The following is a 26,171-nucleotide window of genomic DNA, read 5'->3' as shown; positions in this document are numbered from 1 at the left end:
TCGTGCCCCGGGGACCGGCGGGTATTTCATTTTTGAGAGCGGCATGAAAGCCCTGATCATCAGCGTCGATTTCGGCGATGTCGATTATCCCGCGCATGCCGCCGAGTTCGCCATGCTGGCGCGTGGCGCGGGCGCCGAGATCACCGGCACCCTGGTTGCAAGGCGCGCCAAGCCGGATGCCAAGCATTTCATCGGTTCCGGCAAGGTCGAAGAGGCCGTCATGCTGGCGGATGCTTCGGGCGCCGACATCATCCTGTTCGACCAGCCGCTGTCTCCAGCTCAGCAACGCAACCTGGAGCGCGCGCTCAACCGCCGCGTGGTCGATCGCGTAGCGCTCATCCTGGATATTTTCGCGCTCAGGGCGAAAAGCCACGAGGGCAAGCTGCAGGTCGAGCTGGCGCAACTGCAGCACCTGTCCACGCGCCTGACGCGCATGTGGACCCACCTGGAGCGGCAGCGCGGGGGCATCGGCATGCGCGGGCCTGGAGAATCGCAGCTGGAAATGGACAGGCGCATGATCGGCGCCAAGGTCCGCCTGCTGCGCGAGCGCCTGGAAAAAGTGCAGCGCCAGCGCAATACGCAGCGCCGTTCGCGCGTGCGCAGCGGCACGCTGTCGGTGTCGCTGGTGGGCTATACCAACGCCGGAAAATCCACGCTGTTCAATGCGCTGACCCGGGCGGGAGCCTATGCTGCGGATCAGTTGTTCGCCACGCTGGATACCACGACGCGCCGCGTCTGGATCGAAGGGGCGGGGCAGGTGGTCATTTCCGATACGGTGGGGTTCATCCGGGACCTGCCGCCCGAGCTGATCGCCGCTTTCCGGGCGACGCTGGAGGAAACCGTGCAGGCCGACCTGCTGCTGCATGTCATCGATGCGTCCAGCGAGCAGCGCGACGAGCAGGCGATGGAAGTCGACAAGGTGCTCGAAGACATTGGCGCCAGCAGCATTCCACGCATCCTGGTCTATAACAAAATCGATGAAACGGGTTACAAACCCAGGGTCGAGCGCGATGAACATGGTACCATTGCGCGAGTCTTTGTAAGCGCTTTGCAGCGCGCCGGACTGGACGAATTGCGAAGCGCAATCGTCGAGTTTGGTCAACCCGCGGATAACAATGCGTCCAATATCAAAACTATTCAATCTGAATGATCCGGGCTGGGGCCGGGGTGGCGGAAACCAGAATGGTTCCGAGCCACCGCGCCGTCCCGGCAAGCCCGAAGGACCTCCCGATCTGGACGAGGTCTGGAAAGATTTCAACAATCGTCTCGGTTCGCTGTTCGGCCGCAAGCCCGGTCGCGGCGGCGGCAATCGCGGCGGTTCCGGCGGTCCGTCGTTCCAGGCGCCCAAGGGCTCGCCCAAGCTGTTCGGCCTGCTGGCCGTCGCTGGCGTCGGCATTTGGCTGGCCAGCGGCTTCATGATCGTGCAGGAAGGCCAGGTCGCCGTGGTGACCCAGTTCGGCGCCTACAAGAAAACGCTGACTCCCGGCCTGCAGTGGCGCCTGCCGTACCCGATCGAGGCGCACCAGATGGTGAACCTGTCGCAACTGCGTACGTTCGAGGTAGGCTACCGCGGGTCGACCCGCAACAAGATATTGCCCGAATCCCTGATGCTGACTACCGACGAAAATATCGTCGATCTGCAGTTCGTCGTGCAATACCGCCTGAGTCCCAGCGGCGCTCCCGACTACCTGTTCAAGACGGCGCAGCCGGACGAGTCCGTCCGCCAGGCCGCCGAGACCGCCATGCGCGAAATCGTCGGCCGCAAGCCGATGGATTTCGTGCTGTATTCCGGCCGTACCGAAGTCGCGGCCGAGGTTCAGGCGCTGGCGCAAGGCATTCTCGACCGCTACCAGACGGGCATCCAGATCAGCACGGTCGCCATCCAGAACGTGCAGCCGCCCGAACAGGTCCAGGCGGCCTTCGACGATGCGGTCAAGGCAGGCCAGGACCGCGAGCGCCTGATCAACGAAGGTAACGCCTATTCGAACCACGTCCTGCCCGAAGCGCAGGGCCGCGTCGCGCGCATGCGCGAGGAGGCGGAAGCCTACCGCGCCAAGGTGGTCGGTGATGCGCAGGGTGATTCCGCGCGTTTCCTGAGCGTTGCCGAGGAATACGCAAAGGCCCCGGCCGTCACGCGCCAGCGCCTGTATCTGTCCACCATGCAGGAAATCCTGTCGGATTCCAGCAAGGTCATGATCGACTCCGAGGCCAACAGCAATATGCTGTATGTGCCGCTGGACAAGCTGGTCCAGTCCGTGGCGTCCGACAAGGCGCCGTCCGCGCCTGTTGCCGGCGCGGCGGTATCGTCGCAGTCCTCATCGGGTAGCGGCAACAGCGCGGCGCCGTCGTCGCGCGCGCCTGCTACAGGCCTGACGGGAACATCCGTGCGCGGCGCCAGCCCGTACGATTCCTCGTCCTTGCAGGATTCGCTTTCCGCGAACCGGTTTTCACGCTAAGGGGCCATGATGCAACGTTCATTTCCTGTTCTCGTCGGCCTGCTCATCGTCCTGGCTGTACTTTCGTCCTGCGTTTTCATTGTTCGCGAGCGCGACGCCGCGCTGTTGTTCGCGCTGGGCGAGGTGCGCGATACCATCGTCGAGCCCGGCCTGTACTTCAAGCTGCCGCCGCCGTTCCAGAATGTCGTGCGCCTGGACAAGCGCCTGCAGACCATTGAAAACAATGACCCCGAGCGCATCCAGACGGCGGAGAAGAAAAACCTGCTGATCGATTCCTACGTCAAGTGGCGCATTTCCGATCCGCGCATGTTCTACGTAACGTTCGGCGGCAACGACCGCGCCGCTGTCGAGCGCCTGCAGGCGCAGATCCGCGACGCGCTGAACGCTTCGGTCAACGTGCGCACCGTGAAGGAAGTCGTGGCGACCGAACGCGCCGCCATCATGCGCGAAGTGTCAACCAACGTCGAAGCGCGCGCGCGGCCGCTGGGCGTCGAGGTCGTCGACGTGCGCCTGCGCCGCATCGATTTCGCCCCCGAGATCTCGGAGTCCGTCTATCGCCGCATGGAGGCCGAGCGCAAGCAGGAGGCCAACAGGCTGCGCGCGACCGGCGCCGCCGACAGCGAGCGCATTCGCGCGACGGCCGATCGCCAGCGCACCGAACTGATCGCCCAGGCCTATGCCGAAGCGCAGGGCATCATGGGCGAGGGCGATGCGCAGGCGGCTTCCATCTATGCCAAGGCCTATGGCACGAATCCCCAGTTCTATGAGTTCTACAAGAGCCTGGAGGGGTATCGCAGCGCATTCTCGGGCAGTGGCAACACGCTGGTGCTGAGCCCGAAGTCCGACTTCTTCAAGTTCTGGGGAGCGGCCGACGGCGCTGCGCCAGGCACGGCGCAGAACTGAGGCAAAACCGCGATGTCCAACTGGTTGTTGCCGGAAAACCTGGCCGATATCCTTCCTGCGGAGGCTCGGCGCATCGAAGAGATGCGCCGTCGCCTGCTGGACCTGTTCCGTACCTACGGTTTCGAGCTCGTGGCTCCGCCGCTGGTCGAATATCTCAGTTCCCTGCTGCCTGAATCCGCTATGGTCAGCGACCTGAACCTGCGGACGTGCAAGCTGGTCGATCAGTTGTCCGGACGCACGCTGGGCGTGCGGGCCGACATGACGCCCCAGGTCGCTCGCATCGACGCGCACCTGCTCAATCGCGAAGGCGTTGCCCGGCTTTGCTACTGTGGCTCCGTGCTGCATGCGCGTCCGCGCGGACTGCTGTCCGATCGCGAACAACTGCAGATCGGAGCGGAAATCTACGGCCATGAAGGGGTCGAAGCGGATATCGAGATCATCCAGCTGGCGCTGGAGAGCATCGAGCATGCCGGCGTGACCGGGGCCATGCTGGACCTGAACCATCCGGGCGTGTTCCATGCCATCGTGCAAGCGGATCCCGCGCTGGTCCCGCTGTCGGATGAAGCTGGCAATCTACTGGCGGCAAAGGATGCCGCCGGCCTGAAAGAGCTGGCTGCCCGCTCTGGAATATCCGCAACATCCCTCGATGCCTTGCTGGCCTTGACGGGGCTGTACGGGCAGTCGGAAGTTCTGTTGCGCGCGCGCGACACGCTGCCTGATGTGCCGGGCATGCGGGCGGCGCTCGATGAACTGGAAGTCCTGATCCAGGCCCTGCCAGCCTACGAGTTTACAATCGACCTTGCCGACATGGGCAGCAGCTTCGGCTACCATTCGGGAGCGACTTTCTCCATCTATGCGCAAGGCTGGCACGACGCCCTGGTCAAGGGCGGGCGCTACGATGGCCTGGGAGCCGCATACGGCAGGTCGCGTCCGGCGACCGGATTCAGCTTCGATCTGCGCAAGTTGTCTTCGGGGCTGGCCTCCGCCGCCAGAACCAGGGCCATCCGCGCTCCCTGGGGCAGGGATCCCGAGCTGGTCCGCATCGTGCGCGAGCTGCGCAGGGCGGGTGAAGTCGTCATCCAGGTGCTGCCCGGGCAGTCCCACAGCCTGGACGAGTTCGACGTGGATCGCGAAATCCAGCACCGCGACGGCGCCTGGCAAGTGTTGCCGCTTGCATAAAAACATTACGTCCTGCCATTAATATCGGTTAAAGTGGCAGGTTCGCGTGCGGTGCAGCATTGCGCCGCGCATCTGGATTCAATCTAACCTTCAGCAGAGTTGCATCCGGCTGACTTTTATCGTTGCGTAAAGAATATGGGCAAGAATATTGTGATCATCGGCACCCAATGGGGTGACGAGGGGAAAGGAAAAATCGTTGACTGGCTGGCCGAGTCGGCGCAGGGCGTCGTCCGCTTCCAGGGCGGGCACAACGCGGGCCATACGCTCTGGATCAACGGCAAGAAAACGATTCTGCGCCTGATCCCGTCGGGCATCATGCACGAGCATGTCACCTGCTATATCGGCAATGGTGTGGTGCTCTCGCCCGAAGCCCTGCTCACCGAGATCGCCGAGCTGGAAGCCGCCGGCCTGGAGGTGCGCAGCCGCCTGCAGATCTCTCCCTCGTGCCCGCTGATCCTGCCTTACCATATCGCGGTCGACCAGGCGCGCGAAAAGCGCAAGGGCGAAGGCAAGATCGGCACGACGGGCCGCGGCATTGGCCCCGCCTACGAAGACAAGGTGGCGCGCCGCGCCCTGCGCGTGCAAGACCTCTACGATGCGACAATCTTCGACGAGAAGCTGGCCGAAGTCCTCGATTACCACAACTTCGTGCTCACCAACTACCTGGGCGCCGAGGCAGTGTCGTTCGACAGCGTCCGCGAGCAGGCCATGAAGCTGGCCGATGTGCTCAAGCCCATGGTGGCCGACGTCTCCAACAACCTGTACCAGGCGCAGAAGGCCGGCCAGAACCTGTTGTTCGAAGGAGCGCAGGGCTCGCTGCTGGACATCGACCACGGTACGTATCCCTATGTCACCAGCAGCAATTGCGTGGCGGGCGCCGCCGCCGCAGGCGCTGGCGTCGGCCCTCAGTCGCTGCATTATGTGCTGGGCATCGCCAAGGCTTATACCACGCGCGTGGGCTCGGGGCCTTTCCCGACCGAACTGCTGGACGATACCGGGATGCGCCTTGCCACGGTCGGCAAGGAGTTCGGTTCGGTCACCGGCCGCCCGCGCCGTTGCGGCTGGTTCGACGGCGCCGCCATGAAGCGTTCGGTCATGATCAACGGCATTTCCGGCCTGTGCATCACCAAGCTGGACGTGCTGGACGGCGTCGAACAGCTCAAGATCGGTGTCGGCTATCGCCTGAACGGCGAGTTCCGTGACGTGCTGCCTTACGGCGCGCATGATGTGGCCAGCGCCGAGCCCGTGCTCGAGGAAATGCCCGGCTGGACCGAATCCACGGTCGGCATCACTGAATACGACAAGCTGCCGGTCAATGCCCGCCGCTACCTGGAGCGTATCGCCGAAGTCTGCAACGTAGGCATCGACATGGTGTCCACCGGCCCGGACAGACTGGAAACCATCATGCTGCGCCATCCGTTCAAATGATGAGCCCGGACGTAGAACAGTCCTGGGGACTGTTCTACGTCATATGGCAAAACGCCGCAACCCGGTTCTGCCGGTTGCGGCGTTTTTCATGGTTACCCAGCTTTTAAAGCGCACCATCCGCAAGAGAAACGGCATGCAGGCCGTTGCCGTCGATCCGGAGCCACCCGCCGCGCATGGGCTCGGCGCAGGGCTCCCAGTCGGGCAGGACATGGCGCAGGCACCGGCGGCCGTCGACCTCTACGATATGGACGGCGGGACGGTGGGTGTGGCCGTGCACCATCTGTGATACGCCCGACCGCCGAAACGCCTGGATGACGGCGTCCTGGTTGACGTCCATGACGTATTGCGACTTGAAGGTGTTTGACGCCATGCTGCGCTTGCGCGCCCAGTCGGCGATGCCGCGCCTTGCGGAAAGACTCAGTTGCATGAACAGCCACTGTATGGCGCGGCAGCGCACCAGCTTGCGGAAACGCTGGTAGGAGGCGTCGTCGGTGCAGTATTGGTCGCCATGGGTCAGCAGCACGTCTCCGGCGTCGGTGGCCAGGATGACTGCGTCGGGAAGCAGCCTGGCGCCGATATGTGCGGCCAGCGCCTCGCCCATCAGGAAATCGCGATTGCCGCGGCCCAGCCACAAGGGCATGCGGCTGGCGGTACGGCGCAGCGCCTGCACGATTTCGGCCAGCCATGGCGGAGGATCCTCGATAGCTAGGTCGTCGCCGATCCAGACATCGAAGATATCGCCGCACAGAAACAAGGCATCCGCCTGAGAGGATGCCTTGTCCAGGAAAGAAAGAAAGGCCCGGCGGGTTTCCGGATGCGCATCCGAGAGGTGAATGTCGGATGCGATCCAGAGCGTGCCGGGCGTATTCAGCTTATTGCGCAAGCTCGGCTTTTTCGATGATGACGGTTTCCGCGGGAACATCCTGGTGGAAGCCGCGGTTGCCGGTCTTCACGCCCTTGATCTTGTCCACGACTTCGGTGCCTTCGACGACCTTGCCGAAGACCGCATAGCCCCAGCCGTTGGGAGTGGGGGAGGTGAAGTTCAGGAAATCATTGTCGGATACGTTGATGAAGAACTGCGCCGTGGCCGAGTGAGGGTCGCTGGTGCGCGCCATGGCGATGGTGTAGCGGTCGTTCTTCAGGCCATTGTTGGCTTCGTTCTGGATGGGGGCCTTGGTCGGCTTCTGCTTCATGTCGGTGTCGAAGCCGCCGCCCTGGATCATGAAGTTGTTGATGACGCGGTGGAAGACCGTGCCGTCGAAGAAGCCTTCGTTGACATAGGCCAGGAAGTTCTCGACGGTCTTGGGGGCTTTTTCGGCATCCAGTTCGATCAGGATGTTGCCGTGGTTGGTTTGCAGTGTGACGCGTTGGCTTGTGCTCATGGAATGCTTGCCTTCAGAAGAAGTGGATGGATTGGCCTGTGCGGATGCGGTGCCGGCGACGGCACCCAGAACGATGCCTGCCGCGCAGGCGAGGCCGATGCGGCGCCATGCCGCGGGCAAAAGGGAAATCAGCGAATGGGAAACGGACATGAGGCTTGTTCGTATCGGATGGATTGGTTAGGGAGAAGGCTGGCCGTCCAGGATGCTGCCGGTCTGCTGCGCCTTTTCCTGAGCCCCGGGCACGCCCGAACTGGCTGCTTTTTCGAACGCCTGCTGCGCCAGCTGCAGTTGGACTGCGCCCAGGTTGGCCTGGGCCGTGGCGTAGTTGGGGTTGGCCATCAGGGCCATCTGCAGCGCTTCGCGCGCGCGCTCGAGCTGGCCCATGCGGAAATACTCCGTGCCCAGATTATTCCATGGTTCGGGCAGCTCGGGATAATCGACCGTCATGCGGCGGTAGATGGCCGTGGCCTCGTCGTGTCGTGCAAGGGCGGACAGCGCGCGGGCCTCGAGAAACATCAACTGCACGTCGGTGCCCGGAGACGAGGCGCCTGCAAGTTCCTGCTTGCGCGCCTCGATGGCCTGCAGCGCTTCATCATTCCGGCCTTGGTCGAGCAGCCGCGTGATACGATCAGTGATCTGCGACGCGCTTGGCGGAATGCTGGTATCAACCGAGGGAGACAGGGCGTCCAGCACCTTGGCAAGCCCCCGCCAGCCTTTCTGCGAGGACTGCGGCATATTGTCGTCGAGTGTCTGCGCACTGGCCGGCAGGACTGCCGACAAGGCAAAGGCCAGAAGGGCGCTGGCAAGCAGGGCGTTCGCAGACCGGGGATGGAAATCAGACATGAATTCAGTGTATGGTGTGGTGATGGCGGCGCCGGACAGGCTGCCTAATTGCTATACTTGTCGACCGCCATTTTAGCCTTGGTCGAACCGGATGGGCGCTTTACCCGTCCGCCTTCGTGGAAAACGCAGTCCGCAGGGCGCGTTTTTCGCAAGTCTTCAGGAACAAATCAACCGCACATGCTGCACATTTATAACACTCTTTCGCGTGCCAAAGAGCCTTTGCAGACTACGGAGCCGGGCCATGTCCGCATGTACGTCTGCGGCATGACCGTCTATGACTACTGCCACCTCGGACATGCGCGCATGCTGGTCAGTTTCGACGTGGTGCAGCGCTGGCTGCGGGCCAGCGGCTATCGCGTGAGCTATGTGCGCAACATCACCGATATCGACGACAAGATCATCCGGCGCGCGGTCGAAACCGGCAAGCGCATGCACGAGGTCACCTCGTTCTTTATCGACGCGATGCATGCCGACGAAAAGGCGCTCGACGTCGAAACGCCCGATTTCGAACCTCGCGCCACGCAGCATGTCGGCGAGATGCTGGACATCATCGGCCGCCTGGAGGCCAAGGGACTGGCCTACCGTTCCGAAGACGGCGACGTGAACTACGCCGTGCGCAGCTTTCCCGGATACGGCAAGCTGTCGGGCAAGTCGCTGGACGATCTGCGCGCCGGCGAGCGCGTAGCCGTCGCCGCCGGCAAGCGCGATCCGCTGGACTTCGTGCTGTGGAAGGCGGCCAAGCCGGCCGAGCCCGAAGAAACGAAATGGGAGTCGCCCTATGGATTCGGGCGCCCGGGCTGGCATATCGAATGCTCGGCCATGAGCAAGGCCCTGCTGGGTCTGCCGCTGGATATCCATGGCGGCGGCCCCGACCTGAAATTCCCTCACCACGAAAACGAGATCGCCCAAAGCGAAGGCGCTTTCGGCGGCACGCTGGCCACCACCTGGATGCACTGCGGCCCGCTGATGGTCGATTCCGACAAGATGTCGAAGTCGCTGGGCAATTTCCGTACCATCCGCCAGACGATCGCGGTGGATGCTGATGCGGCCTCCAGCAGCGCAGAATACGATCACAACCCGCGCGAAGCGGAAATGCTGCGTTTCTTCATCGTGCGCAATCACTATCGCAGCATGCAGAACTATGCGCCCGATAATCTGTTCGACGCGCAGAGCGCGCTCGACCGCCTGTACCAGACCTTGCAGAACGTGCCGCCGCAGGCTGTGGAGATCGACTGGGCGGAGCCGGAGTCAGCGGCATTCCGCGCCGCCATGGACGACGACTTCAATACTTCCGGCGCAGTGGCCGTGCTGTTCGACCTGGCAACCAAGGCCAACCGCGAATCCTGCGGCAAGGCATCCGGACTGATGCGCAGCCTCGGCGGTCTGCTCGGGTTGCTGCAGAAAGACCCCGCGGTCTATCTGCGCTCGGCGACGCGTTATCAGCGTCAGGCGGTGCAGGCCGATGAGGCGCTGGACGAGGCGGCCATCGAGGCGCTCATCCAGGAACGCACCGAAGCCAAGGCCAGGCGCGACTTTGCCAGGGCGGACGCCATCCGCGCGGAGCTTTCCGACAAAGGCGTGACGCTGGAGGACAAGCCCGGCGGCCTGACGCAATGGCGGCGCAGCTGATGGATAGCGTCATTGTTTCCTCCGGCAGGCCGGACTTCTGGGAAGAGGCCTGCACGCACCTGATGGGGCGTGACCGTATTCTCAAGCGCCTCATTCCCCGGCACGCCGCGGAATGCCTCGTACTGTCCGAGGCGCCGTTCGTTACGCTGGCCCGCCTGCTGATCGGCCAGCAGGTATCGCTGAAAACGGCGGAAACCACCTGGACGGCCTTCACCGAGGCATGCGGACGCAACCCGACGCCGAAATCTGTGCTCAAATATACGGATGCGCAGCTTCACCAAAGCGGTCTGCCGAAACGCAAGGCGTTATATCTGCTGGATCTCGCGCAGCATTTCTCCGAACGGAAGGTAAGGCCTTCCCGATGGGATGAAATGGATGACGAGGCAGTCATCGCCCAGCTTTGCGCCATCAGGGGCATTGGACGCTGGACTGCCGAGATGTTCCTGATTTTCAGCCTGGGGCGTCCAGACGTCCTGCCGCTTGACGACCCGGGCCTGTTGAAAGCCATTTCCATGCATTATTTCAGTGGAGAGCCGGTATCCCGCTTCGAGGCGCGCGAAGTCGCCCAGGCATGGGCGCCCTGGCGCACCGTAGCTTCTTGGTATCTTTGGCGCAGCCTGGATCCCGCCACTGTTCAATACGGAACAACCTGATGTCTTCATCCGCAAACCGCACTACCGCACGCAATATTTTCCTGGAGTTCGAGCAGCCCCTGGCCGAACTGGAAGGCAAGATCGAGCAACTGCGTTTCGTCCAGGCCGATTCCGCCGTCGATATCTCCGAAGAGCTCGACCGGCTGCAGCAGAAAAGCCAGACCCTGGCCAAGAACATCTACGCCAAGCTGACGCCCTGGCAGACGGCATTGGTGGCGCGGCACCCGCAACGCCCGTACACATTCGACTACGTGCGCGAAATCTTCACCGATTTCCACGAACTGCACGGAGACCGCATGTATGCCGACGACCAGTCCATTGTCGGCGGCCTGGCGCGCTTCCACGGCAAACCATGCATGGTCATCGGCCACCAGAAGGGCCGCGACACCAAAGAACGCGCCATGCGCAACTTCGGCATGCCGCGCCCCGAAGGCTACCGCAAGGCGCTGCGCCTGATGCGTCTCGCCGAAAAATTCCAGATCCCCGTCTTCACGTTCGTCGACACGCCTGGCGCGTATCCCGGTATCGGCGCCGAAGAGCGCGGCCAGTCCGAAGCCATCGGCCACAACCTGTACGCCATGGCCGAACTGAAGACGCCCATCATCACCACCATCATCGGCGAGGGCGGTTCGGGCGGCGCACTGGCCATTGCGGTCGGCGACGTCGTCATGATGATGCAGTACGCCACTTACGCTGTCATTTCCCCCGAAGGATGCGCATCGATCCTCTGGCGCAGCGCCGACAAGGCTTCCGTGGCCGCCGAAGCGCTGGCCATTACCGCACCGCGCCTGAAAGAGCTGGAGCTGATCGACCGCATCGTCAACGAGCCCATCGGCGGCGCGCACCGTGATCCCGTCATGACGGCTCGCCAGCTCAGCCGCGTGCTGGACGATGCGTTGCGCCAGGTCGAAGGACTGGGTCACGAGGAACTGCTGGAGCGCCGCCTCCAGCGCCTGATGTCCTATGGACGCTACCAGGAAGCCCGCGCCTGAGCTTTTGGTGTTCCAGCCATCGGAAGCGCTGCTTGCGGCCATCGATGCTTCTCTGGGCCGGCTTGCCGCCAGGCCGCGCCGGCTTGCCGTCGCCTTCAGCGGCGGCCGCGATTCGACCATGCTGGCTGTCCATGCCGCCGCACTTGCGCAGAGAGATGTGCTGGAACTGCATCTGCTGCACATCCATCACGGCTTGCAGGCGATTGCCGATCTCTGGCAGCGGCAGGCGCACGAACTGGCGGAACGCCTGGGAGTCGTCTGCCACAGCCTCAGAGTGGAGGTGACCGGCTCCGATGCCGACGGCACCGAAGCCGCCGCGCGCGTGGCCCGTTACCGCGGCCTGGCGCTGCTGGCGGAGCAGGCCGGCGTCGAACATATCCTGCTGGGACATCATCGCGACGACCAGGCCGAGACGGTCCTGCTGCGTCTGCTGCGCGGCTCGGGGCCGCAAGGCCTGGCAGCCATGGGGGACAGCATGTCGCGCGACGGCCTGACCTATCTCCGGCCACTGCTGGATGTGGATCGCAGCGTCATCGACGAGGTCGCCGAACGCTTCGAGCGCCAGACGGGCTGGCTGTGCGCAGACGACCCCACGAATGCGGAGGATCGCTATACACGCTCCGCTCTGCGCGAACGCATCGTGCCGGAACTGGATCGCCGCTGGCCGTCATGGCGACCGATCCTTGCCCGCCACGCCAGGCTTGCCGCGCAGACCAACGCCATACTCGAAGAAGTCGCTGAAGAGGATTTTGGCCGGCTGGAACCCTCGGAGGACGGCTCCGGTTTTTCGCTGGCCCGCTGGCGGGAGCTGTCCGAGGCAAGGCAGGCGCACGTATTGCGCTACTGGCTGGAAATGCATGAACTGCGAATGCCGACGGAGCGGCGGCTGCGGGAATGGATGAGGCAACTGCGGGGCCTGCATGCCATGGGGCATGACAGACACATGCGTGTGAAGCATGGGCAGGCCTGGATCGTATGCATCAAAGGGCGCGTGTCGCTGGAGACGCCGGATTCCGGGATTTGAGCGCATACGGATGCTCATGAGTGGTGCAATGATCGGAAATGACGGGAAATACATCGAATAGGGCTACGACTGCAGGCCAAAAAACGCTAAAATTGCAGGTTTTACTCCTGTCTGGTCGGTAGCTGTATGTGGTTTGGGCCTCAAGACAGAACTTTTGCAGGATGAAAGATGTCCGTTATTGTTCATAAATACGGCGGCACGTCGATGGGGTCGGTCGAGCGCATCCAGAATGTCGCTCGCCGCGTGGCCAAGTGGCATGCCGCGGGTCATCAGGTCGTCGTCGTCCCCTCGGCCATGGCCGGCGAAACCAATCGCTTGCTGGGCCTTGCCAAAGAGCTGTCCACGCAGCCCGATCCGCGCGAGCTCGACATGCTTGCCTCCACAGGCGAGCAGGCCAGCAGCGCATTGCTGGCGATGGCGCTTCAGGCCCAGGGCGTTTCCGCGCGCAGCTATACCGGCTGGCAGGTTCCCGTGCGTACCGATAACTCCTATACCAAGGCGCGCATCCGTTCCATCGACGACGCGCGCATCCGCGCCGACCTGGACGCGGGCAGGGTGGTCATCGTCACGGGCTTCCAGGGCGTCGATGACGAAGGACACATCACGACGCTGGGCCGCGGCGGCTCCGATACCTCCGCGGTTGCGGTCGCCGCGGCGCTGAAGGCGGACGAGTGCCTGATCTTCACGGATGTCGACGGCGTGTACACCACGGATCCCCGCGTCGTCCCCGAAGCGCGCCGCATGGGCGTCATTTCCTTCGAGGAAATGCTGGAGATGGCATCGCTGGGCTCCAAGGTGCTGCAGATCCGCTCCGTCGAATTCGCCGGCAAATACCGCGTACCTGTCCGCGTGCTGTCCTCGCTGACGGACCCCCTCATTCCCGTGGAAGTCGAAAGCGCTTCCGGCACCCTCATTACTTTCGAGGAAGATCAAAAAATGGAAACAGCCGTCGTCTCCGGTATCGCGTTCAGCCGCGACGAAGCCAAGTTCACGCTGGTCGGCGTGCCCGACACTCCAGGCATCGCCTATTCGATCCTGGGCCCGGTCGCGGCAGCCAACATCGACGTCGACATGATCCTGCAGAACCAGTCCGTGCAGGGCACTACCGATTTTTCCTTCACGGTGAACCGCAACGAATTCCTGCGCACGCAGGACTTGCTGAAGAACCAGGTCGGCCCGACGGTCAAGGCGCGCGAGATCGTGGCCGACGACAAGGTCTGCAAGGTATCCATCGTGGGTATCGGCATGCGCAGCCACGTGGGCGTCGCCAGCCTGATGTTCCGTACGCTGTCGGAAGAGGGCATCAACATCCAGATGATCAGCACCAGCGAAATCAAGACCTCGGTCATCATCAACGACAAGTACATGGAACTGGCTGTGCGAGCGCTGCATAAAGCATTCGAACTGGACCAGGACAAGTCGACGGCAGAGGCCTGATAGCACGGGATCTCCATGCGGCGACGCATGGAGAAAAGAATCGGCAAGCCGCTGGAAATCGTTCTAAAACTCGTGTTAGAATTGCGGTCTTGCTTCGGAGACGTGGCCGAGTGGTTGAAGGTACTCCCCTGCTAAGGGAGCATACGGCTTATACCCGTATCGAGGGTTCGAATCCCTCCGTCTCCGCCAGCAAATTCAAAGAACCCCTTGAGAGATCAAGGGGTTTTTGCTTTTGTGGGTTTGGCTTGTTTTCATTCTTGGTCAACAAGATCGAGGGATACACCCAGGAGGAAATTGCGCGAAAATTGCAGTTGACGCCCAGTTCGGTCGAAAAATACATGAAGCGGGCAATGCGGCATCTTCAAGAAAAGTTACAAAACTATGCCCCGCACTGATTCCGGATTTACGTATGCCCAGACGTCTTATTAATGAAGGGGTGCTTTTCATGCCCTGTGTCCCTCGCGACGCGCGCAATGACCGCAACTGACCATTCAACCGACCGAAACACGCCACGGGAACAGGCCTTGCACTGGTTTTCGAAGGCGCGGCTGGGCTCGCTGACGTCCGACGAGCAGAAGGAGCTCGATGCCTGGCTGGCGCGTGATCCTGCGCATGAGCGGGAATACTGGTCAAGCGCACGATCGATCTGCCCGTGCATCCCAACAGCCTGGCGCTGACGCCGGACGGCGATACCTTGTACGTGACGGTCAAGGCGCCACACAGCAACAAGCACCCGGCCTGGCGCAAGGATGCCGCCGACAGCCTGGTGCGCATCGACCTGCCTTAGTTGTTCAACCTTGGATCCGGAAGGGGCGTATCGTTCTGGAGGAGAGATTCATATCGGTAATAAATTACGATATGAATCTCTCCCTTCGGTCAAAAATAAAACCTTTTTGGAAATCAAGGACTCTTCCGGGCTTTATTCATCAATGGCAATGTCTGCCGCCATTTTTTCTGTCGTGATGGCAGCCGTTCTTGTCGGTTCTTCCACTGTGCGCGCTGGCGTCAAAGGCAATGGCTGTCGTGCCAATCAAAGCTGCCATGATTGCTGTGATGATCCTCTTCATTTTGTCTCCCATGTCAATGATCGCCGCCTGTCTTGCAGGCATTCATAGGGATGGTTCTATTGATCCCTTGCGTGTTTGCATGCGTAATGGAATATAGCTGATATTTCAAAAAAGCAGGCGGCAATTTTTCGTATGGGAAAAGGGGAGTATAGAGGAATCAGATGGCAGTATTTGCGTAGAGCCGCAAATAGATAGAGACATTCATAAAAAATGCCCCGTGAGGGGCATCTGTTTTTATACGGCGAAATCTTCCTTGGATTTTCCTTGCTCCAGGGCTTCTTTCATCCATACCGGAGAGCGTCCGCGTCCGGACCATTCTTCGCCGTTGGGGCCCCGATACTTGACGACGGGAGAGGCCTTGGAAGCGGCTTTCTTGCTGGATGCACCCAGATCGGCAGTCGTGATGCCGTATTCCGCCATCTTTGCCTTGATTTCCTTGATGACTTCGGCGACTTCTTGCTGGCGCAGGTCTTCGGCCTGTTGCAGCAGCTTTTCAGCCTGGGCCTTTAGTTCCAGATAGCTTGCCATTTGAATGGGCTCCAATTGGTGGGGAAAAAGTAATTCTATCGTATTTCATGTCGAATGTATTGTTGGGCAGGGTGTTTCTAGGCAGTCTGGCCTCAAAAAAGTTTAATGCTGTATTTTAATGCATGAGGGATATTTCAATTATTTGTCAATAAATTCTGTTGAAATGATATCCGATGTATTGGCGTGTTGATTATGTTTTCGATGATGTGTGCATAATGGGTATCGATTTAAAGCCTGATCAATGGTTTTCGGAAAAGAGGATATTTCCCATTGTGGGCGGGTACGGGAGCATTGGCTCAGTTCGGATTCGATATCTCTACTGGCCCGGCACTCGAAGAATGAGAAACGCCGGACGATAGCAAGAACATTCTCGCCCCTTTTCATGAAGCGAACCATGATTTGTCCTAGTATCACGGTTTGTCTGCATTCTTGAGGAATCTTTGCCATGGCGGATCTGCCGGATAGTCCCGATGTCTTTCTTTCGGAGAGCGAGGTGCTCGACCTGGTCATGCGTTTCCTCGTCGGCCATGGGCTTTCCCGGGAGCAGGCCGCGCCTGTCGCCAGCTCCCTGGCGAAGGCGCAGAAGGACGGTTGTCGTTCGCATGGCCTGCAGCGCCTGCCGGGCGTGCTGGATACCATCGCGCATCCCCGGTTCGACAAGCGGGCGGAGCCCGAACTGAAAGATGTGACGGACGCCGTTGCGCAAGTGGATGCGCGGTTCGGCTTTTCCCTGCCTGCGGTGGAGCGTGGCCTGCCATCGTTGGTGGCAAAGGCCAAGGCGCTGGGTATCTCCATGCTGGCGATCAACAATGGCTTTCACTTCACTGCGCTGTGGCCTGTGGTCGAGGAGATTGCCGGACATGGCCTGGCGGCGCTGTCGATGAATCCCAGCCACGGCTGGGTGGCGCCGTTCGGAGGCGGCAAGGGTATCCTGGGGACCAATCCCATGGCGTTCGCCTGGCCCAGGAAGAACCAGTTGCCGTACGTCTTCGATTTCGCAACGTCGGCTGCGGCCCGCGCCGATATTGCCCTGTACAAGCAGCAGGGCAAGCCGTTGCCGGAAGGCTGGGGGCTGGATGCGGATGGCAGGCCCAGTACGGATCCGACCGCGGTGCTCGCGGGGGCGATGTTGCCTTTTGGCGGACATAAGGGTTCCGCATTGGCGACCATGATCGAGCTGATGTCCAGCGCAATGATCGGCGACAGGAGCAGCCGGCAGTCGCAGGCGTTCGATGCGGGAGCCAAGGCGGCGCCGTGCCATGGCGAGCTGATCGTGGCCTTCAATCCAGCCTTGCTGGCAGGCGGCAGCGTGACGGACGACAGCGAAGCGCTGCTGGATGAGATCGCCAGGCAAGGTGCGCGCCTGCCGGGCTCGCGCCGTTATCGGGAACGCCAGGCCAGCGAGAAGCAGGGAATCCGGGTGCCGGGCTTGTTGTATTCGCGTATTCTCGCCTTGATGCCAGATTGAGCCGAGCGGCAAAAACAAGCGCTGCAAGCCTGTGCGGAAGGTGCCGGTGATCCGGCCCATTCCTGGTTTTGACGAAAATTCGACGGTGCATTGGCTAATATTGCGTATAATTCTCATTAGTTTTTAATTGGGTTTCATGCAATGGAAGCGCCTGTGTATACGCAATCTCCCACCGAACAGCAGGAGGGGTGGTCTCCTGCGCCTGAACGGGGAGACGCGTTTTCTCTGGCCGGCCTGAAGCACGGCGATGTTCTGTTCCGCTCGCCGGAGGCGGCGTTCAGGGGATGGGCGGATCCGGCAGACGATCTCGTCGAATGCCGCGATATCGATTACGTCCGTGCGGTTTCCAGCCTGGCGGAGAATCTGAAGAGCCGACAGCGCAATACGGATGTGATTTTCGGTGCCGTGCCGTTCTCGCGCCGCCTGCCTGGCCGCTTTTTTGCTCCGCGCCAGCGCCGCGTGCCTCTGTCCACCCAAGTGGAGGGGAGAGTAGCGGCGCAGCCGGGCCGTGAATGTCGGCGGGATGCGCTTCCGGATCGCCAGGGCTATGTCAGGGCGGTCCAGTCCACGCTGGAAGCCATCGGCCATGGAGAGGTCGACAAAGTGGTGCTGGCCAGGGCGCTGGACATCTTGCTGGACGAGCCGGTTTCCTATCCGGCCTTGCTGGGGCGGCTGCTGTCCGGCCACCGGCAGGGATATACCTTCGCCATGCCTGTGCCGGCGGAATCGGGCGGCCTGGAAATGCTGGTGGGTGCGAGTCCGGAGCTGCTGGCGCGGCGCAAGGGCGATCGCATCACGGTCAATCCGCTGGCGGGTTCGGCTGCGCGCCAGACGGATCCTGTAAAGGATTCCGCCGTGTCCCAGGCGCTTGCCGCCTCTGAAAAAGACCGCCATGAGCACGCCATCGTCGTGGATGACATCAGGCAGCGCCTGGCTCCCTTGTGCCGCGAACTGAAGGTACCCCAGGCGCCGTCGGTCATAGGGACCGATACGTTGTGGCATCTGTCCACCGAAATCACCGGGGTTCTGGCGGATCCGGCGACGACGGCGCTGGATGTCGCGCTTGCCTTGCACCCGACGCCGGCCATTTGCGGCCAGCCCGCGACGGCGGCCGGCCGCTGCATCGATTTGCTGGAGCCGTTCGAACGCGGTTTCTACGCCGGCCTGGTAGGTTGGCAGGATGTGCGCGGCGATGGAGAATGGGCCATTGCGCTACGATGCGCACAGATCCACGACAGCCGCCTGCGCCTTTATGCAGGGGCCGGCATCGTGGAAGGCTCGGATCCCGAACGCGAGTACGAAGAGACGGCAACCAAGCTGGGCACCTTGCTGCATGCAGTTTTTTGAAGGAACACAATGACGATTCCCGCTTTACCCGCCTATGCCATGCCGCAGGGCGGCTATCAGAACAAGGTCTCATGGAAGCCGGACCCTGCCCGCAGCGCCTTGCTGGTCCACGACATGCAGGCGTACTTCCTCAACAAATTCGATACTTCCGCCGAGCCTATTCCCGAGCTGGTGCGCAATGCGGCCAGGCTGCGCGATGCTTTCCATGCAGCGGAGGCGCCTGTGTTCTATACCGCGCAACCCGTGGACCAGCCCGCGCACGACCGCGCCTTGCTGAACGATATGTGGGGGCCGGGGCTGACGGATCCCGCCATGCACGTGCAACAGCCCATCATCGACGAACTGGCGCCCGCGCCGCAGGATACGGTGCTGGTGAAGTGGCGCTACAGCGCATTCCAGCGCTCCGACCTGAGAGACAGGCTGCGGGCATTGGGGCGTGATCAACTGGTGATCTGCGGCATCTATGCGCACATCGGCTGCATGGCCACGGCTCTGGAAGCCTTCATGCAGGATGTGCAGCCGTTCATGGCGGCGGATGCCGTGGCGGATTTCAGCAGGGCCGAGCATGAAATGGCGCTGCGCTATGTGTCTACCAGATGCGGGGCCGTCATAACGACGGACGAGGTCGAGCAATTGTTTGCGGCTGCGAAGCCGGTGCGGGAGAAGCCGTAATGCAGTCGCATGAAGTCAATGAGGTGAAGGCAAGCGCCGGAGAATTTGCGAGCAGGCACGCGCTGGTGACGGGCGCGGGCAGCGGGATCGGGGCGGAAGTCGCGATGGCCTTGCTTGGGCAGGGCGCAGCCGTCAGCGCGCTGGATATCGATGATGCCGGCCTGAAGCAGCTGGAGCAGCGCTGGCGAGCTGGCGGCGGCGATGCCGCAAGGCTGCGGACATGGAGGACCGACGTCGCGGATGCCGTCTCGGTGGGCCAGGCCGTATCGCAGGCGCAGAAAGCGCTGGGGCCGATCGACAGGCTGGCCTGTGTGGCGGGCGTGCTGCAAATGGGAAACATCGTCGATCTGAGCGACGAGCAATGGTCGCGAGTCTTCGCCGTCAACGCGACAGGGCCGTTCCATGTCTGCCGCGCTGTAGCGCCGGGGATGATGGAGCGCGGCCGGGGCGCGATCGTTAATGTCAGTTCGAATGCCGCCACGACGCCGCGCATGGGCATGGGCGCCTACGCCGCGTCGAAGGCTGCACTGACGCAGATGACGCGTTGTCTGGCGCTGGAACTGGCGCCTCATGGCGTGCGCTGCAATATCGTTTCTCCGGGCTCCACCGATACCGAGATGCAGCGCGCCATGTGGCGCCAGGGCTCGTCTCGCGAAACCGTGATCCAGGGCTCGCTGGAAGGCAACCGCCTCGGCATTCCCTTGCGCAAGATCGCCACGCCGCAAGAGGTCGCCGAATCGGTGCTGTTCCTGCTGTCCGACAGGGCGAGCCATATTACGCTGCACGATCTGCGCGTGGACGGCGGCGCTACGCTCGATCAGTGATTGCGCGTACCGGAGCGCAAGCTCGCGCTAGAATGGGCAAGTCGATTTCCATTCATCAGGTGGCACGTTCATGTTCTTCGATTTCCACGCTCTCGATAGCCGCGACACTTACAAGCTCATGGCCAGCACTGTTGTTCCGCGGCCTATCGCATGGGTTGTCACACTGAAGGAGAACGGCAAGCTCAACGCGGCTCCGTTTTCCTTTTTCAATGTGCTTTCCGGCGAGCCGCCCGTCATCGGCCTTGGCATCGGCCGGCATGGCGCCGACAAAAAAGATACCAGCCTGAACATAGAGCGCACCGGAGAGTTCGTCGTCAATCTGGTGCCCGCGCCGCTGGCCGAGGCCATGAACGTCACCGCGGCGGAGTATCCGTACGATGTGGACGAGATCGATGTGGCGGGGCTGCAGACTCTGCCTTCCCGGAAGGTAAAGCCGCCGCGCATCGCCGGCAGTCCCGTGGCGCTTGAGTGCAGGCTATGGAAAGAGATCGACGTCGATGGCCTGCGCACCATTTATCTGGCGAGGGTCGAGGGCGTGCACGTGGACGACGGCGCCGTCCTGGATGCGCAGCGCTGCCATATCGATGCCCTGAAGCTTGATGCCATCGGCCGCCTGCATGGCGCCGACTGGTATGTGAAGACAAGCGATAACTTCCGCATGCCAAGGCGCAAGCCGGATACGCCTCGGGGCTGATGACTGATCTTTTCACACAACAGCTCGAGGGGCGGCGCGAAGCCCTGGGCAGGCATTCCTGGGTCCTGCATGGTTTCGCGCTGCGGCACGCCGACGGGCTGCTGCAGGCCATCGATGCCATCGTCTCCGCAGCGCCGTGGCGTCACATGACGACGCCGGGCGGATACACGATGTCGGTGGAAAGCTGCAATTGCGGCGCGCTGGGCTGGGTTACCGATCGGCGCGGCTATCGCTATGCGTCCGAGGATCCCTTGTCGGGCAGGCCCTGGCCGCCTATGCCGGAACTGTTCGAGGCTCTGGCGCTGGATGCGGCGCGAGAGGCGGGTTTTGCTGCTTTTATACCGGATGCCTGTCTGTTGAACCGCTATGCGCCCGGAGCGAGAATGTCGCTGCACCAGGACAAGAACGAACGCGACATGTCCCAGCCCATCGTTTCCGTATCGCTGGGCATGAGCGCCGTATTCCAGTTCGGAGGCATGACGCGCGATGCGCCTGTAAGTAAGGTCTTGCTGGAGCACGGCGATGTCGTCGTGTGGGGCGGCGAGGACCGCCTGCGGTTCCACGGCATCATGCCATTGAAGGGACAGCCGCATGAGCGGCTGGGGAATTTTCGCGTCAACCTGACGATGCGCAAGGCGGGATGAGCACGGACACGGGGCATCTGTGCGAATCCGGGCGGTTTGCAAGGCCGCGAGGCGCTGGGGCCTGCGACCCGTCGTCAGAATGCCGAGCAGTGTCCGCCGGTCGGAGCCTTGCCCGAGCCCAGCGCAATGATGTCGGCCTCGAGGCGTAGGTTGACCGGTTCGGAGTGCGACCAGTCCCAGGCAAAGAAACCCAGGAGCACGGCCCAGAAGAGCAGCAGGGAGATAGTGCGTTGTTTCATGCTGGCGCTCCTGTCAGAAACCGTAGCGGCGGCGCAGGCGCACACCGATCAGTGAACCGGCAAAGGCCATGACGACCCAGATCCAGCCATGCAGGCTGCCGGTGGAAATGCCGCTGACCATGGCGCCCACATTGCAGCCGAAGGCCAGGCGCGAGCTGTAGCCCAGCAGGAAGCCGGCGATGATGCCGATGAGCCATTGCTGTCCCGTCATCCGGGATGCGCCCGGCGCCTTGCGCGCGGCGATCCACAGCGCCCCGGCCATGATGCCGATATTGGTGATGGTGGTGACGTCCAGGAATACTGTCTGTTCCAATGCGTGCAGGTTGCCCGGCTGGCTCCAGAAGGCATTGGTCGTGGGATCGAACAGGCCGGCGGCCGTCGCCAGCTTGGCGCCCCACAGGCCGAAGCCGTAGACCACGCCCCAGGGCTGTCCGGCCACCACCAGGTTCAGCACGGCCAGCAGCGCCAGGCCGATGCCCGCGATCGCCAGCCTGCGGTTGAACCAGCGGGGGGCGGCTGCGTTTTTCCGTGCCTGGGGCGAAGGTGCCGCCGCAGCAGCGTCGGGAGTCTTTCTTTTGCTCCAGCCATAGGCGAGCAAGCCCGCGATGGCCAGTCCGGCGAACGTCAGCAGGACGGCAGGCAGGGCGCCCAGGGAGTCGACCATGCCCACAGGCTGGATGGCTCCCAGGGACAGCCAATGGCTCAGATGGGCGGATCCCAGGAAGCTGCCCAGCGCGAACATGGGCAGGATGGCCATGTTCAGCGGAATGCCCAGGCCGGCCTTGTAGAGTGTGCCGGAGCCGCAGCCGTCAGCGACTTGCATGGCTATCCCGAAGACGAAGGCGCCGACCAGCAGGCTGACGCTGGGTGGTCCCAGGGCGGCCATAAGATCGTTGGGGAAATAGGCCAGCAGGGGAATGGAAATGACGGCGGCGACGGCCAGCAGCACGATCTGCGCCATGACGCCGGAGGTGTCGCGCTGTTCGATCAGTCGGCGCCAGCCGGTGGTGAAGCCGAAGCGCGCGCCGGCCAGGATCCCGCCCATGCCTATGCCGATCAGGAACAGCAGGGACTGGCGCAGGGAGACGAACCATGCCAGCGCAAGGAAGCTGGCTGTGATGAGCAGAGTCAGGGGAAGGCGAAGCATGGGGATTAAGCTCGCAGGATAAGGGTGATTCGGATTAGGATTCGGGTGACGATCAGCAAGGGATCGACCGCACGATGCCCGGCAGGCGGGACGTCGTGCGGCAGGTTCAGTTGAACAATGCCTTGAGCTTGCCGGCGATCTGTTGCGCGCGGCCGGGTTCATTGCTCATGGGCAAGGCTTGCGCGGAATTTGTCCAGTCGGCCATGGACTCGGGATACATGCGGATGTTCGGCAGTCCAGCCAGTTCGGACAGGGCGAACCAGTCGGTGGCCGCCCAGTGGCCGGTATTGCAGAATGTGATGGTGTCATCCACCAACTGAGGGAAGTTCTGTGCTGCGATCCGGCGGGCTTCTTCGGCAGGCATGATTTCGTTGGAGCCGGGTTTGAACCACTGGCTGTGCGCGATGTTGACAGAGCCGCGGATGGTGCCCGGCACGGCGGCCGTCGGCGCCTTGGTCTGGCCCTGGAAGAAACTGTCCGGGCGCGCATCGACCAGACGCGCCTGTGGGTTGCCGATCTGGTTGAGAACATCGGACTGGCTGGCGATGATCGCCTGGTTCAGGACGGGGGTGTAGCTGCTGGCCGCAACCGCGGCTTTCTCCTGCGTCAGCGGCAGGCCGGCGCTTTGCCATGCCTTGATCCCGCCGTTCAGGATGGAAAGGTTTTCCAGCCCCAGGTATTTCATCGTCCAGTAGACGCGCGCGGCCGAGCCGAAGTCGCTGGTGTCGGCGCCCGCGTACACAATGACATTGTGCGTATGCGCATCGACGCCCAGTTGGCGGATGGCTTGCGTCAGGGTGTCCAGTGGAGGCAGCGTGCCGGGACTGTGCGCCGGGCCGCGCCATGAAGCATAGGGGGTGGACAGCGCGCCGGGCAGATGGCCCTTGGCAAAGTCGGCGGGCGGCCGGATGTCGATCACGCGGACTTCGGGCTGCCCAAGCAGCGCCTCCAGCTCGCCCGGGCTCAGCGTGGGTTGCGCACCGGCCGGGGCGCCGAAGAGCATGGTGCCAAGAAATATGGAAAACAGTGCGGGGAGTTTCATGGGAGCATCCGAAAAAGGCATGAGGACGATTGTAGAGTTAAATATGCCATATCCGATTGATTTTTAAGGTTTTTATTATTTCTAGTAATAACACTATCCCTGCTGGTCATTAAGGTATTTCAGGGCGGGCGACAAGGCAGCGCCTCTGCGGGGCTGGCCCGCCCGCCGTCTTGCCGATCGGGAAATGAAGCAGGTAAAAGAGAAAGAGAAAGGGCAGCCTCGAAAGGCTGCCCTATGGCGTTCACGCCAGGTGTCTCAGCGTGAATCGCTCCTTGTCGCGATCAGGCCTGAGCGGCTTCTTGCTGCGCATCCACGACAGCCAGGGCGGTCATGTTGACGATGCGGCGCACGGTGGAGCTGGTGGTCAGGATATGCACAGGACGGGCTGCGCCCAGCAGGATGGGACCCATGGTGACGCCGTTGCTGCCTGTCATCTTCAGCATGTTGTAGGTGATGTTGCCAGCGTCCAGGTTGGGCGTGATCAGCAGGTTCGCGGGCCCGGTCAGCGTCGAGTCGGGGTAGGCCTTCATGCGGATGTTTTCCGACAGCGCCGAATCGGCGTGCATTTCGCCATCCACTTCAATATGGGGAGCGGTCTGCGCCAGGATCTCGCGCGCCTTGGCCATCTTGCGGGAAGAGGCGGTGGGGCGGCTGCCGAAGTTCGAGTGCGACAGCAGGGCGACCTTGGGCGTAACGCCGAAGCGCGCCACTTCTTCCGCGGCCTGGATGGTCATTTCGGCGATCTGTTCCGCGGTCGGGTCTTCGTTGACGTGCGTATCGCAGATGAACAGCGTCTGCGTCGGCAGCATCAGCACGTTCATGGCGGCATAGGTATTGATACCGGGCTTCAGGCCGATGACGTCGTCGACGTGGCGCAACTGGTTGTCGTAGTTGCTGGCCACGCCGCAGATCATGGCATCGGCGTCACCGCGCTGCAGCAGCATGACGCCGATCAGCGAGTTGTGCTTGCGCACCATGGCCTTGGCGATGTCGGGCGTCACGCCTTCGCGTCCGCGCAGCTTATAGTAAGCGCTCCAGGTGTCGTTGAAGCGATCGTCGTCCTCGGGGTTGACGATCTCGATGTTATCGCCGTCGCGCAGGCGCAGGCCGAACTTCTTGATGCGCATTTCGATGACGGAGGGGCGGCCCACCAGGATGGGGAAGCCGATGCGCTCGTCGACGACGGTTTGCACGGCGCGCAGGACGCGTTCATCTTCGCCGTCGGCGTAGATGACGCGCTTGGGCGCCTTCTTGGCCTGCATGAACAGGGGGCGCATCAACTGGCCGGAATGGTACACCAGGCCCAGCAGCTTCTGGCGGTAGGCTTCGATGTCCTCGATGGGGCGCGCGGCCACGCCGGAGGCGACGGCGGCTTCCGCCACGGCGGGGGCGATCTGCACGATCAGTCGGGGGTCGAAAGGCTTGGGAATAATGTATTCCGGACCGAACGTCAGCTCCTGGCCTGCGTAGGCGGTGGCCACCATGTCGTTCTGTTCCGCCTGGGCCAGGTCAGCGATGGCGCGCACGCAGGCCAGCTTCATCTCTTCGGTGATGCGGGTCGCGCCGCAATCGAGCGCGCCACGGAAAATGAAGGGGAAGCACAGGACGTTGTTGACCTGGTTGGGATAGTCGGAACGGCCGGTGGCGATGATGCAGTCCGGGCGCGCGGCCTTGGCAACTTCGGGACGGATCTCGGGATCGGGGTTGGCCAGGGCCAGGATCAGTGGCTTGGGCGCCATGGTCTTGACCATGTCGGCCGTAAGCACGCCGGCGGTCGAGCAGCCCAGGAATACGTCGGCGTCCTTGCAGACGTCGGCCAGGGTGCGGGCGTCGGTTTTCTGCGCGTAGCGGGCCTTGTTGGCCTCCAGGTTTTCCGTGCGGCCTTCCCAGATGACGCCCTTGGAGTCGACGACGTAGATGTTCTCGCGGCGCACGCCCAGGTGAACCAGCAGGTCCAGGCAGGCAATGGCGGCGGCCCCGGCGCCGGAGCACACCAGCTTGACCTTGCCGATGTCTTTTTCCACGACTTTCAGGCCATTGAGGATGGCGGCCGAGGAAATGATGGCGGTGCCGTGCTGATCGTCGTGGAAGACGGGAATGTTCATGCGCTCGCGCAGTTTCTTCTCTATATAGAAGCACTCGGGCGCCTTGATGTCTTCCAGATTCACACCGCCCAGCGTGGGCTCGAGGGCGGCCACGATTTCGACGATTTTGTCGGGATCGTTTTCGGCGAGTTCGATGTCGAACACGTCGATGCCGGCAAACTTCTTGAACAGGCAGCCTTTGCCTTCCATGACGGGCTTGGAAGCCAGCGGGCCGATATTGCCCAGGCCGAGCACCGCCGTGCCGTTGGTGATGACGCCGATCAGGTTCGAGCGCGATGTGTATTTGGAAGCGGCATCGTCGCCTTCCGCATGGATCGCCATGCAAGCCGAGGCCACGCCGGGGGAGTAGGCAAGCGAAAGATCGTCCTGGTTGGCCAGAGGCTTGGTCGGAGTGACGGAAATCTTGCCTGGGGAAGGATAGGCGTGATAGTCCAGTGCTAGCTTGGCGAGATCTGCGTTGGCGTCCAT

28 protein-coding genes and 1 tRNA gene are annotated in these 26,171 nt (G+C 62.3%); 20 read left to right on the top strand and 9 right to left on the bottom strand.

What is annotated here, in order from left to right:
* Positions 1–43: 43 nt before the first annotated feature.
* From hflX to EV686_RS15250, 5 genes are all read left to right on the top strand, one after another.
* Positions 44–1,150: a GTPase HflX gene (gene hflX / locus EV686_RS15270; protein WP_132477816.1), complete on the top strand. Its 1,107-nt coding sequence runs from the start codon at positions 44–46 to the stop codon at positions 1,148–1,150.
* Positions 1,116–2,456, top strand: coding sequence for an FtsH protease activity modulator HflK (hflK, locus tag EV686_RS15265; RefSeq protein WP_132477815.1), 1,341 nt, complete (start codon positions 1,116–1,118; stop codon positions 2,454–2,456). The genes hflX and hflK overlap by 35 nt, the downstream gene beginning before the upstream one ends.
* Positions 2,457–2,465: 9 nt before the next feature.
* Positions 2,466–3,359, top strand: a complete 894-nt coding sequence (gene hflC, locus EV686_RS15260) for a protease modulator HflC (RefSeq protein WP_132477874.1) — start codon at positions 2,466–2,468, stop codon at positions 3,357–3,359.
* Positions 3,360–3,371: 12 nt separating this feature from the next.
* Entirely contained in the window at positions 3,372–4,538 is a 1,167-nt protein-coding gene (locus tag EV686_RS15255) for an ATP phosphoribosyltransferase regulatory subunit (RefSeq protein ID WP_132477814.1), read from the top strand.
* Between the two features lie 135 nt (positions 4,539–4,673).
* Positions 4,674–5,966, top strand: a complete 1,293-nt coding sequence (locus EV686_RS15250; protein WP_132477813.1) for an adenylosuccinate synthase — start codon at positions 4,674–4,676, stop codon at positions 5,964–5,966.
* A gap of 103 nt (positions 5,967–6,069) precedes the next feature.
* Here the strand turns inward: EV686_RS15250 and EV686_RS15245 are convergent, their stop codons facing one another.
* The 3 genes from EV686_RS15245 to EV686_RS15235 form a co-directional block, all read right to left on the bottom strand.
* Positions 6,070–6,849 (bottom strand): UDP-2,3-diacylglucosamine diphosphatase, encoded by a 780-nt coding sequence (locus tag EV686_RS15245; protein ID WP_341539341.1) that lies wholly within the window; start codon positions 6,847–6,849, stop codon positions 6,070–6,072.
* Positions 6,839–7,348 (bottom strand): peptidylprolyl isomerase, encoded by a 510-nt coding sequence (locus tag EV686_RS15240; RefSeq protein WP_132477873.1) that lies wholly within the window; start codon positions 7,346–7,348, stop codon positions 6,839–6,841. The genes EV686_RS15245 and EV686_RS15240 overlap by 11 nt, the downstream gene beginning before the upstream one ends.
* A 177-nt stretch (positions 7,349–7,525) precedes the next feature.
* Positions 7,526–8,191, bottom strand: coding sequence for a tetratricopeptide repeat protein (locus EV686_RS15235; RefSeq protein WP_132477811.1), 666 nt, complete (start codon positions 8,189–8,191; stop codon positions 7,526–7,528).
* Positions 8,192–8,368: 177 nt separating this feature from the next.
* Between EV686_RS15235 and cysS the strand changes: the two genes are divergently transcribed.
* The 9 genes from cysS (at position 8,369) to EV686_RS19025 (ending at position 14,713) form a co-directional block, all read left to right on the top strand.
* The gene (gene cysS / locus EV686_RS15230) at positions 8,369–9,820 is read left to right on the top strand and encodes a cysteine--tRNA ligase (RefSeq protein ID WP_132477810.1); all 1,452 of its coding nucleotides are present in this window, start codon (positions 8,369–8,371) and stop codon (positions 9,818–9,820) included.
* Positions 9,820–10,473 carry a DNA-3-methyladenine glycosylase family protein gene (locus EV686_RS15225; protein ID WP_132477809.1) on the top strand — a complete coding sequence of 218 codons (654 nt, stop codon included), beginning with the start codon at positions 9,820–9,822 and terminating at the stop codon, positions 10,471–10,473. The genes cysS and EV686_RS15225 overlap by 1 nt, the downstream gene beginning before the upstream one ends.
* Positions 10,473–11,465: an acetyl-CoA carboxylase carboxyltransferase subunit alpha gene (locus EV686_RS15220; RefSeq protein ID WP_132477808.1), complete on the top strand. Its 993-nt coding sequence runs from the start codon at positions 10,473–10,475 to the stop codon at positions 11,463–11,465. Before EV686_RS15225 ends, EV686_RS15220 begins: the two co-directional genes overlap by 1 nt.
* Positions 11,437–12,489 carry a tRNA lysidine(34) synthetase TilS gene (tilS, locus tag EV686_RS15215; protein ID WP_132477807.1) on the top strand — a complete coding sequence of 351 codons (1,053 nt, stop codon included), beginning with the start codon at positions 11,437–11,439 and terminating at the stop codon, positions 12,487–12,489. Before EV686_RS15220 ends, tilS begins: the two co-directional genes overlap by 29 nt.
* A 168-nt stretch (positions 12,490–12,657) precedes the next feature.
* On the top strand, positions 12,658–13,926 hold the full coding sequence (locus EV686_RS15210; RefSeq protein WP_132477806.1) for an aspartate kinase: 1,269 nt from the start codon (positions 12,658–12,660) through the stop codon (positions 13,924–13,926).
* Between the two features lie 96 nt (positions 13,927–14,022).
* Positions 14,023–14,115 (top strand) — tRNA-Ser (locus EV686_RS15205).
* 56 nt (positions 14,116–14,171) lie between these two features.
* The gene (locus EV686_RS18910) at positions 14,172–14,321 is read left to right on the top strand and encodes an RNA polymerase sigma factor (protein ID WP_341539340.1); all 150 of its coding nucleotides are present in this window, start codon (positions 14,172–14,174) and stop codon (positions 14,319–14,321) included.
* Positions 14,322–14,354: 33 nt separating this feature from the next.
* The gene (locus EV686_RS19155; protein ID WP_132477805.1) at positions 14,355–14,603 is read left to right on the top strand and encodes a FecR/PupR family sigma factor regulator; all 249 of its coding nucleotides are present in this window, start codon (positions 14,355–14,357) and stop codon (positions 14,601–14,603) included.
* On the top strand, positions 14,579–14,713 hold the full coding sequence (locus tag EV686_RS19025; RefSeq protein WP_279389487.1) for a hypothetical protein: 135 nt from the start codon (positions 14,579–14,581) through the stop codon (positions 14,711–14,713). Before EV686_RS19155 ends, EV686_RS19025 begins: the two co-directional genes overlap by 25 nt.
* A gap of 139 nt (positions 14,714–14,852) precedes the next feature.
* On the opposite strand, the gene EV686_RS15190 is transcribed toward EV686_RS19025, so the two are convergent.
* Complete coding sequence (locus EV686_RS15190; RefSeq protein ID WP_132477804.1) at positions 14,853–14,993, bottom strand: YHYH domain-containing protein; 141 nt, start codon at positions 14,991–14,993, stop codon at positions 14,853–14,855.
* Positions 14,994–15,227: 234 nt separating this feature from the next.
* Positions 15,228–15,521 carry an H-NS histone family protein gene (locus EV686_RS15185; protein ID WP_132477803.1) on the bottom strand — a complete coding sequence of 98 codons (294 nt, stop codon included), beginning with the start codon at positions 15,519–15,521 and terminating at the stop codon, positions 15,228–15,230.
* 445 nt (positions 15,522–15,966) lie between these two features.
* Here EV686_RS15185 and EV686_RS15180 point away from each other — a divergent pair, with 445 nt between their 5' ends.
* The 6 genes from EV686_RS15180 (at position 15,967) to alkB (ending at position 21,170) form a co-directional block, all read left to right on the top strand.
* Positions 15,967–16,989, top strand: a complete 1,023-nt coding sequence (locus EV686_RS15180; protein ID WP_132477802.1) for an Ldh family oxidoreductase — start codon at positions 15,967–15,969, stop codon at positions 16,987–16,989.
* A 153-nt stretch (positions 16,990–17,142) separates the two neighbouring features.
* Positions 17,143–18,336 (top strand): isochorismate synthase, encoded by a 1,194-nt coding sequence (locus EV686_RS15175; RefSeq protein ID WP_165972639.1) that lies wholly within the window; start codon positions 17,143–17,145, stop codon positions 18,334–18,336.
* Positions 18,337–18,345: 9 nt separating this feature from the next.
* Complete coding sequence (locus EV686_RS15170) at positions 18,346–19,008, top strand: isochorismatase family protein (RefSeq protein ID WP_132477800.1); 663 nt, start codon at positions 18,346–18,348, stop codon at positions 19,006–19,008.
* Positions 19,008–19,832 (top strand): 2,3-dihydro-2,3-dihydroxybenzoate dehydrogenase, encoded by an 825-nt coding sequence (locus tag EV686_RS15165; RefSeq protein ID WP_132477799.1) that lies wholly within the window; start codon positions 19,008–19,010, stop codon positions 19,830–19,832. Before EV686_RS15170 ends, EV686_RS15165 begins: the two co-directional genes overlap by 1 nt.
* A gap of 70 nt (positions 19,833–19,902) precedes the next feature.
* Complete coding sequence (locus tag EV686_RS15160) at positions 19,903–20,526, top strand: flavin reductase family protein (RefSeq protein ID WP_132477798.1); 624 nt, start codon at positions 19,903–19,905, stop codon at positions 20,524–20,526.
* The gene (gene alkB, locus EV686_RS15155) at positions 20,523–21,170 is read left to right on the top strand and encodes a DNA oxidative demethylase AlkB (protein WP_377748292.1); all 648 of its coding nucleotides are present in this window, start codon (positions 20,523–20,525) and stop codon (positions 21,168–21,170) included. The genes EV686_RS15160 and alkB overlap by 4 nt, the downstream gene beginning before the upstream one ends.
* A gap of 74 nt (positions 21,171–21,244) precedes the next feature.
* Here the strand turns inward: alkB and EV686_RS18655 are convergent, their stop codons facing one another.
* The 4 genes from EV686_RS18655 to EV686_RS15140 all read right to left on the bottom strand — a co-directional run bounded on the left by EV686_RS18655 (position 21,245) and on the right by EV686_RS15140 (position 26,171).
* On the bottom strand, positions 21,245–21,409 hold the full coding sequence (locus EV686_RS18655) for a hypothetical protein (protein ID WP_165972638.1): 165 nt from the start codon (positions 21,407–21,409) through the stop codon (positions 21,245–21,247).
* 13 nt (positions 21,410–21,422) lie between these two features.
* Positions 21,423–22,556: a YeeE/YedE family protein gene (locus EV686_RS15150; protein ID WP_132477796.1), complete on the bottom strand. Its 1,134-nt coding sequence runs from the start codon at positions 22,554–22,556 to the stop codon at positions 21,423–21,425.
* A 106-nt stretch (positions 22,557–22,662) separates the two neighbouring features.
* Entirely contained in the window at positions 22,663–23,598 is a 936-nt protein-coding gene (locus tag EV686_RS15145) for a sulfurtransferase (RefSeq protein ID WP_132477795.1), read from the bottom strand.
* A gap of 281 nt (positions 23,599–23,879) precedes the next feature.
* On the bottom strand, positions 23,880–26,171 hold the full coding sequence (locus tag EV686_RS15140) for an NADP-dependent malic enzyme (protein ID WP_132477794.1): 2,292 nt from the start codon (positions 26,169–26,171) through the stop codon (positions 23,880–23,882).

This window comes from Paracandidimonas soli (assembly GCF_004342005.1).
Taxonomy (GTDB): Bacteria; Pseudomonadota; Gammaproteobacteria; order Burkholderiales; family Burkholderiaceae_B; genus Paracandidimonas; species Paracandidimonas soli.
The sequence above is the reverse complement of the archived record's forward strand: the minus strand, read 5'-3'. Positions and strand labels throughout refer to the sequence as shown.

Bases quoted from the DNA above. Each gene is read 5' to 3' on its own strand.
- EV686_RS15180 (WP_132477802.1), top strand. From the start codon at position 15,967: ATGGCGGATCTGCCGGATAGTCCCGATGTCTTTCTTTCGGAGAGCGAG.
- cysS (WP_132477810.1), top strand. From the start codon at position 8,369: ATGCTGCACATTTATAACACTCTTTCGCGTGCCAAAGAGCCTTTGCAG.
- hflX (WP_132477816.1), top strand. From the start codon at position 44: ATGAAAGCCCTGATCATCAGCGTCGATTTCGGCGATGTCGATTATCCC.
- EV686_RS15210 (WP_132477806.1), top strand. From the start codon at position 12,658: ATGTCCGTTATTGTTCATAAATACGGCGGCACGTCGATGGGGTCGGTC.
- tilS (WP_132477807.1), top strand. From the start codon at position 11,437: ATGGACGCTACCAGGAAGCCCGCGCCTGAGCTTTTGGTGTTCCAGCCA.
- EV686_RS15185 (WP_132477803.1), bottom strand. From the start codon at position 15,521: ATGGCAAGCTATCTGGAACTAAAGGCCCAGGCTGAAAAGCTGCTGCAA.
- EV686_RS15160 (WP_132477798.1), top strand. From the start codon at position 19,903: ATGTTCTTCGATTTCCACGCTCTCGATAGCCGCGACACTTACAAGCTC.
- EV686_RS15250 (WP_132477813.1), top strand. From the start codon at position 4,674: ATGGGCAAGAATATTGTGATCATCGGCACCCAATGGGGTGACGAGGGG.
- EV686_RS15220 (WP_132477808.1), top strand. From the start codon at position 10,473: ATGTCTTCATCCGCAAACCGCACTACCGCACGCAATATTTTCCTGGAG.
- hflC (WP_132477874.1), top strand. From the start codon at position 2,466: ATGCAACGTTCATTTCCTGTTCTCGTCGGCCTGCTCATCGTCCTGGCT.
- EV686_RS15235 (WP_132477811.1), bottom strand. From the start codon at position 8,191: ATGTCTGATTTCCATCCCCGGTCTGCGAACGCCCTGCTTGCCAGCGCC.
- EV686_RS15150 (WP_132477796.1), bottom strand. From the start codon at position 22,556: ATGCTTCGCCTTCCCCTGACTCTGCTCATCACAGCCAGCTTCCTTGCG.
- EV686_RS15225 (WP_132477809.1), top strand. From the start codon at position 9,820: ATGGATAGCGTCATTGTTTCCTCCGGCAGGCCGGACTTCTGGGAAGAG.
- EV686_RS15240 (WP_132477873.1), bottom strand. From the start codon at position 7,348: ATGAGCACAAGCCAACGCGTCACACTGCAAACCAACCACGGCAACATC.
- EV686_RS15170 (WP_132477800.1), top strand. From the start codon at position 18,346: ATGACGATTCCCGCTTTACCCGCCTATGCCATGCCGCAGGGCGGCTAT.
- EV686_RS15190 (WP_132477804.1), bottom strand. From the start codon at position 14,993: ATGAAGAGGATCATCACAGCAATCATGGCAGCTTTGATTGGCACGACA.
- EV686_RS18655 (WP_165972638.1), bottom strand. From the start codon at position 21,409: ATGAAACAACGCACTATCTCCCTGCTGCTCTTCTGGGCCGTGCTCCTG.
- EV686_RS15255 (WP_132477814.1), top strand. From the start codon at position 3,372: ATGTCCAACTGGTTGTTGCCGGAAAACCTGGCCGATATCCTTCCTGCG.
- EV686_RS15145 (WP_132477795.1), bottom strand. From the start codon at position 23,598: ATGAAACTCCCCGCACTGTTTTCCATATTTCTTGGCACCATGCTCTTC.
- EV686_RS15140 (WP_132477794.1), bottom strand. From the start codon at position 26,171: ATGGACGCCAACGCAGATCTCGCCAAGCTAGCACTGGACTATCACGCC.
- EV686_RS19155 (WP_132477805.1), top strand. From the start codon at position 14,355: ATGAAGGGGTGCTTTTCATGCCCTGTGTCCCTCGCGACGCGCGCAATG.
- EV686_RS15165 (WP_132477799.1), top strand. From the start codon at position 19,008: ATGCAGTCGCATGAAGTCAATGAGGTGAAGGCAAGCGCCGGAGAATTT.
- hflK (WP_132477815.1), top strand. From the start codon at position 1,116: ATGCGTCCAATATCAAAACTATTCAATCTGAATGATCCGGGCTGGGGC.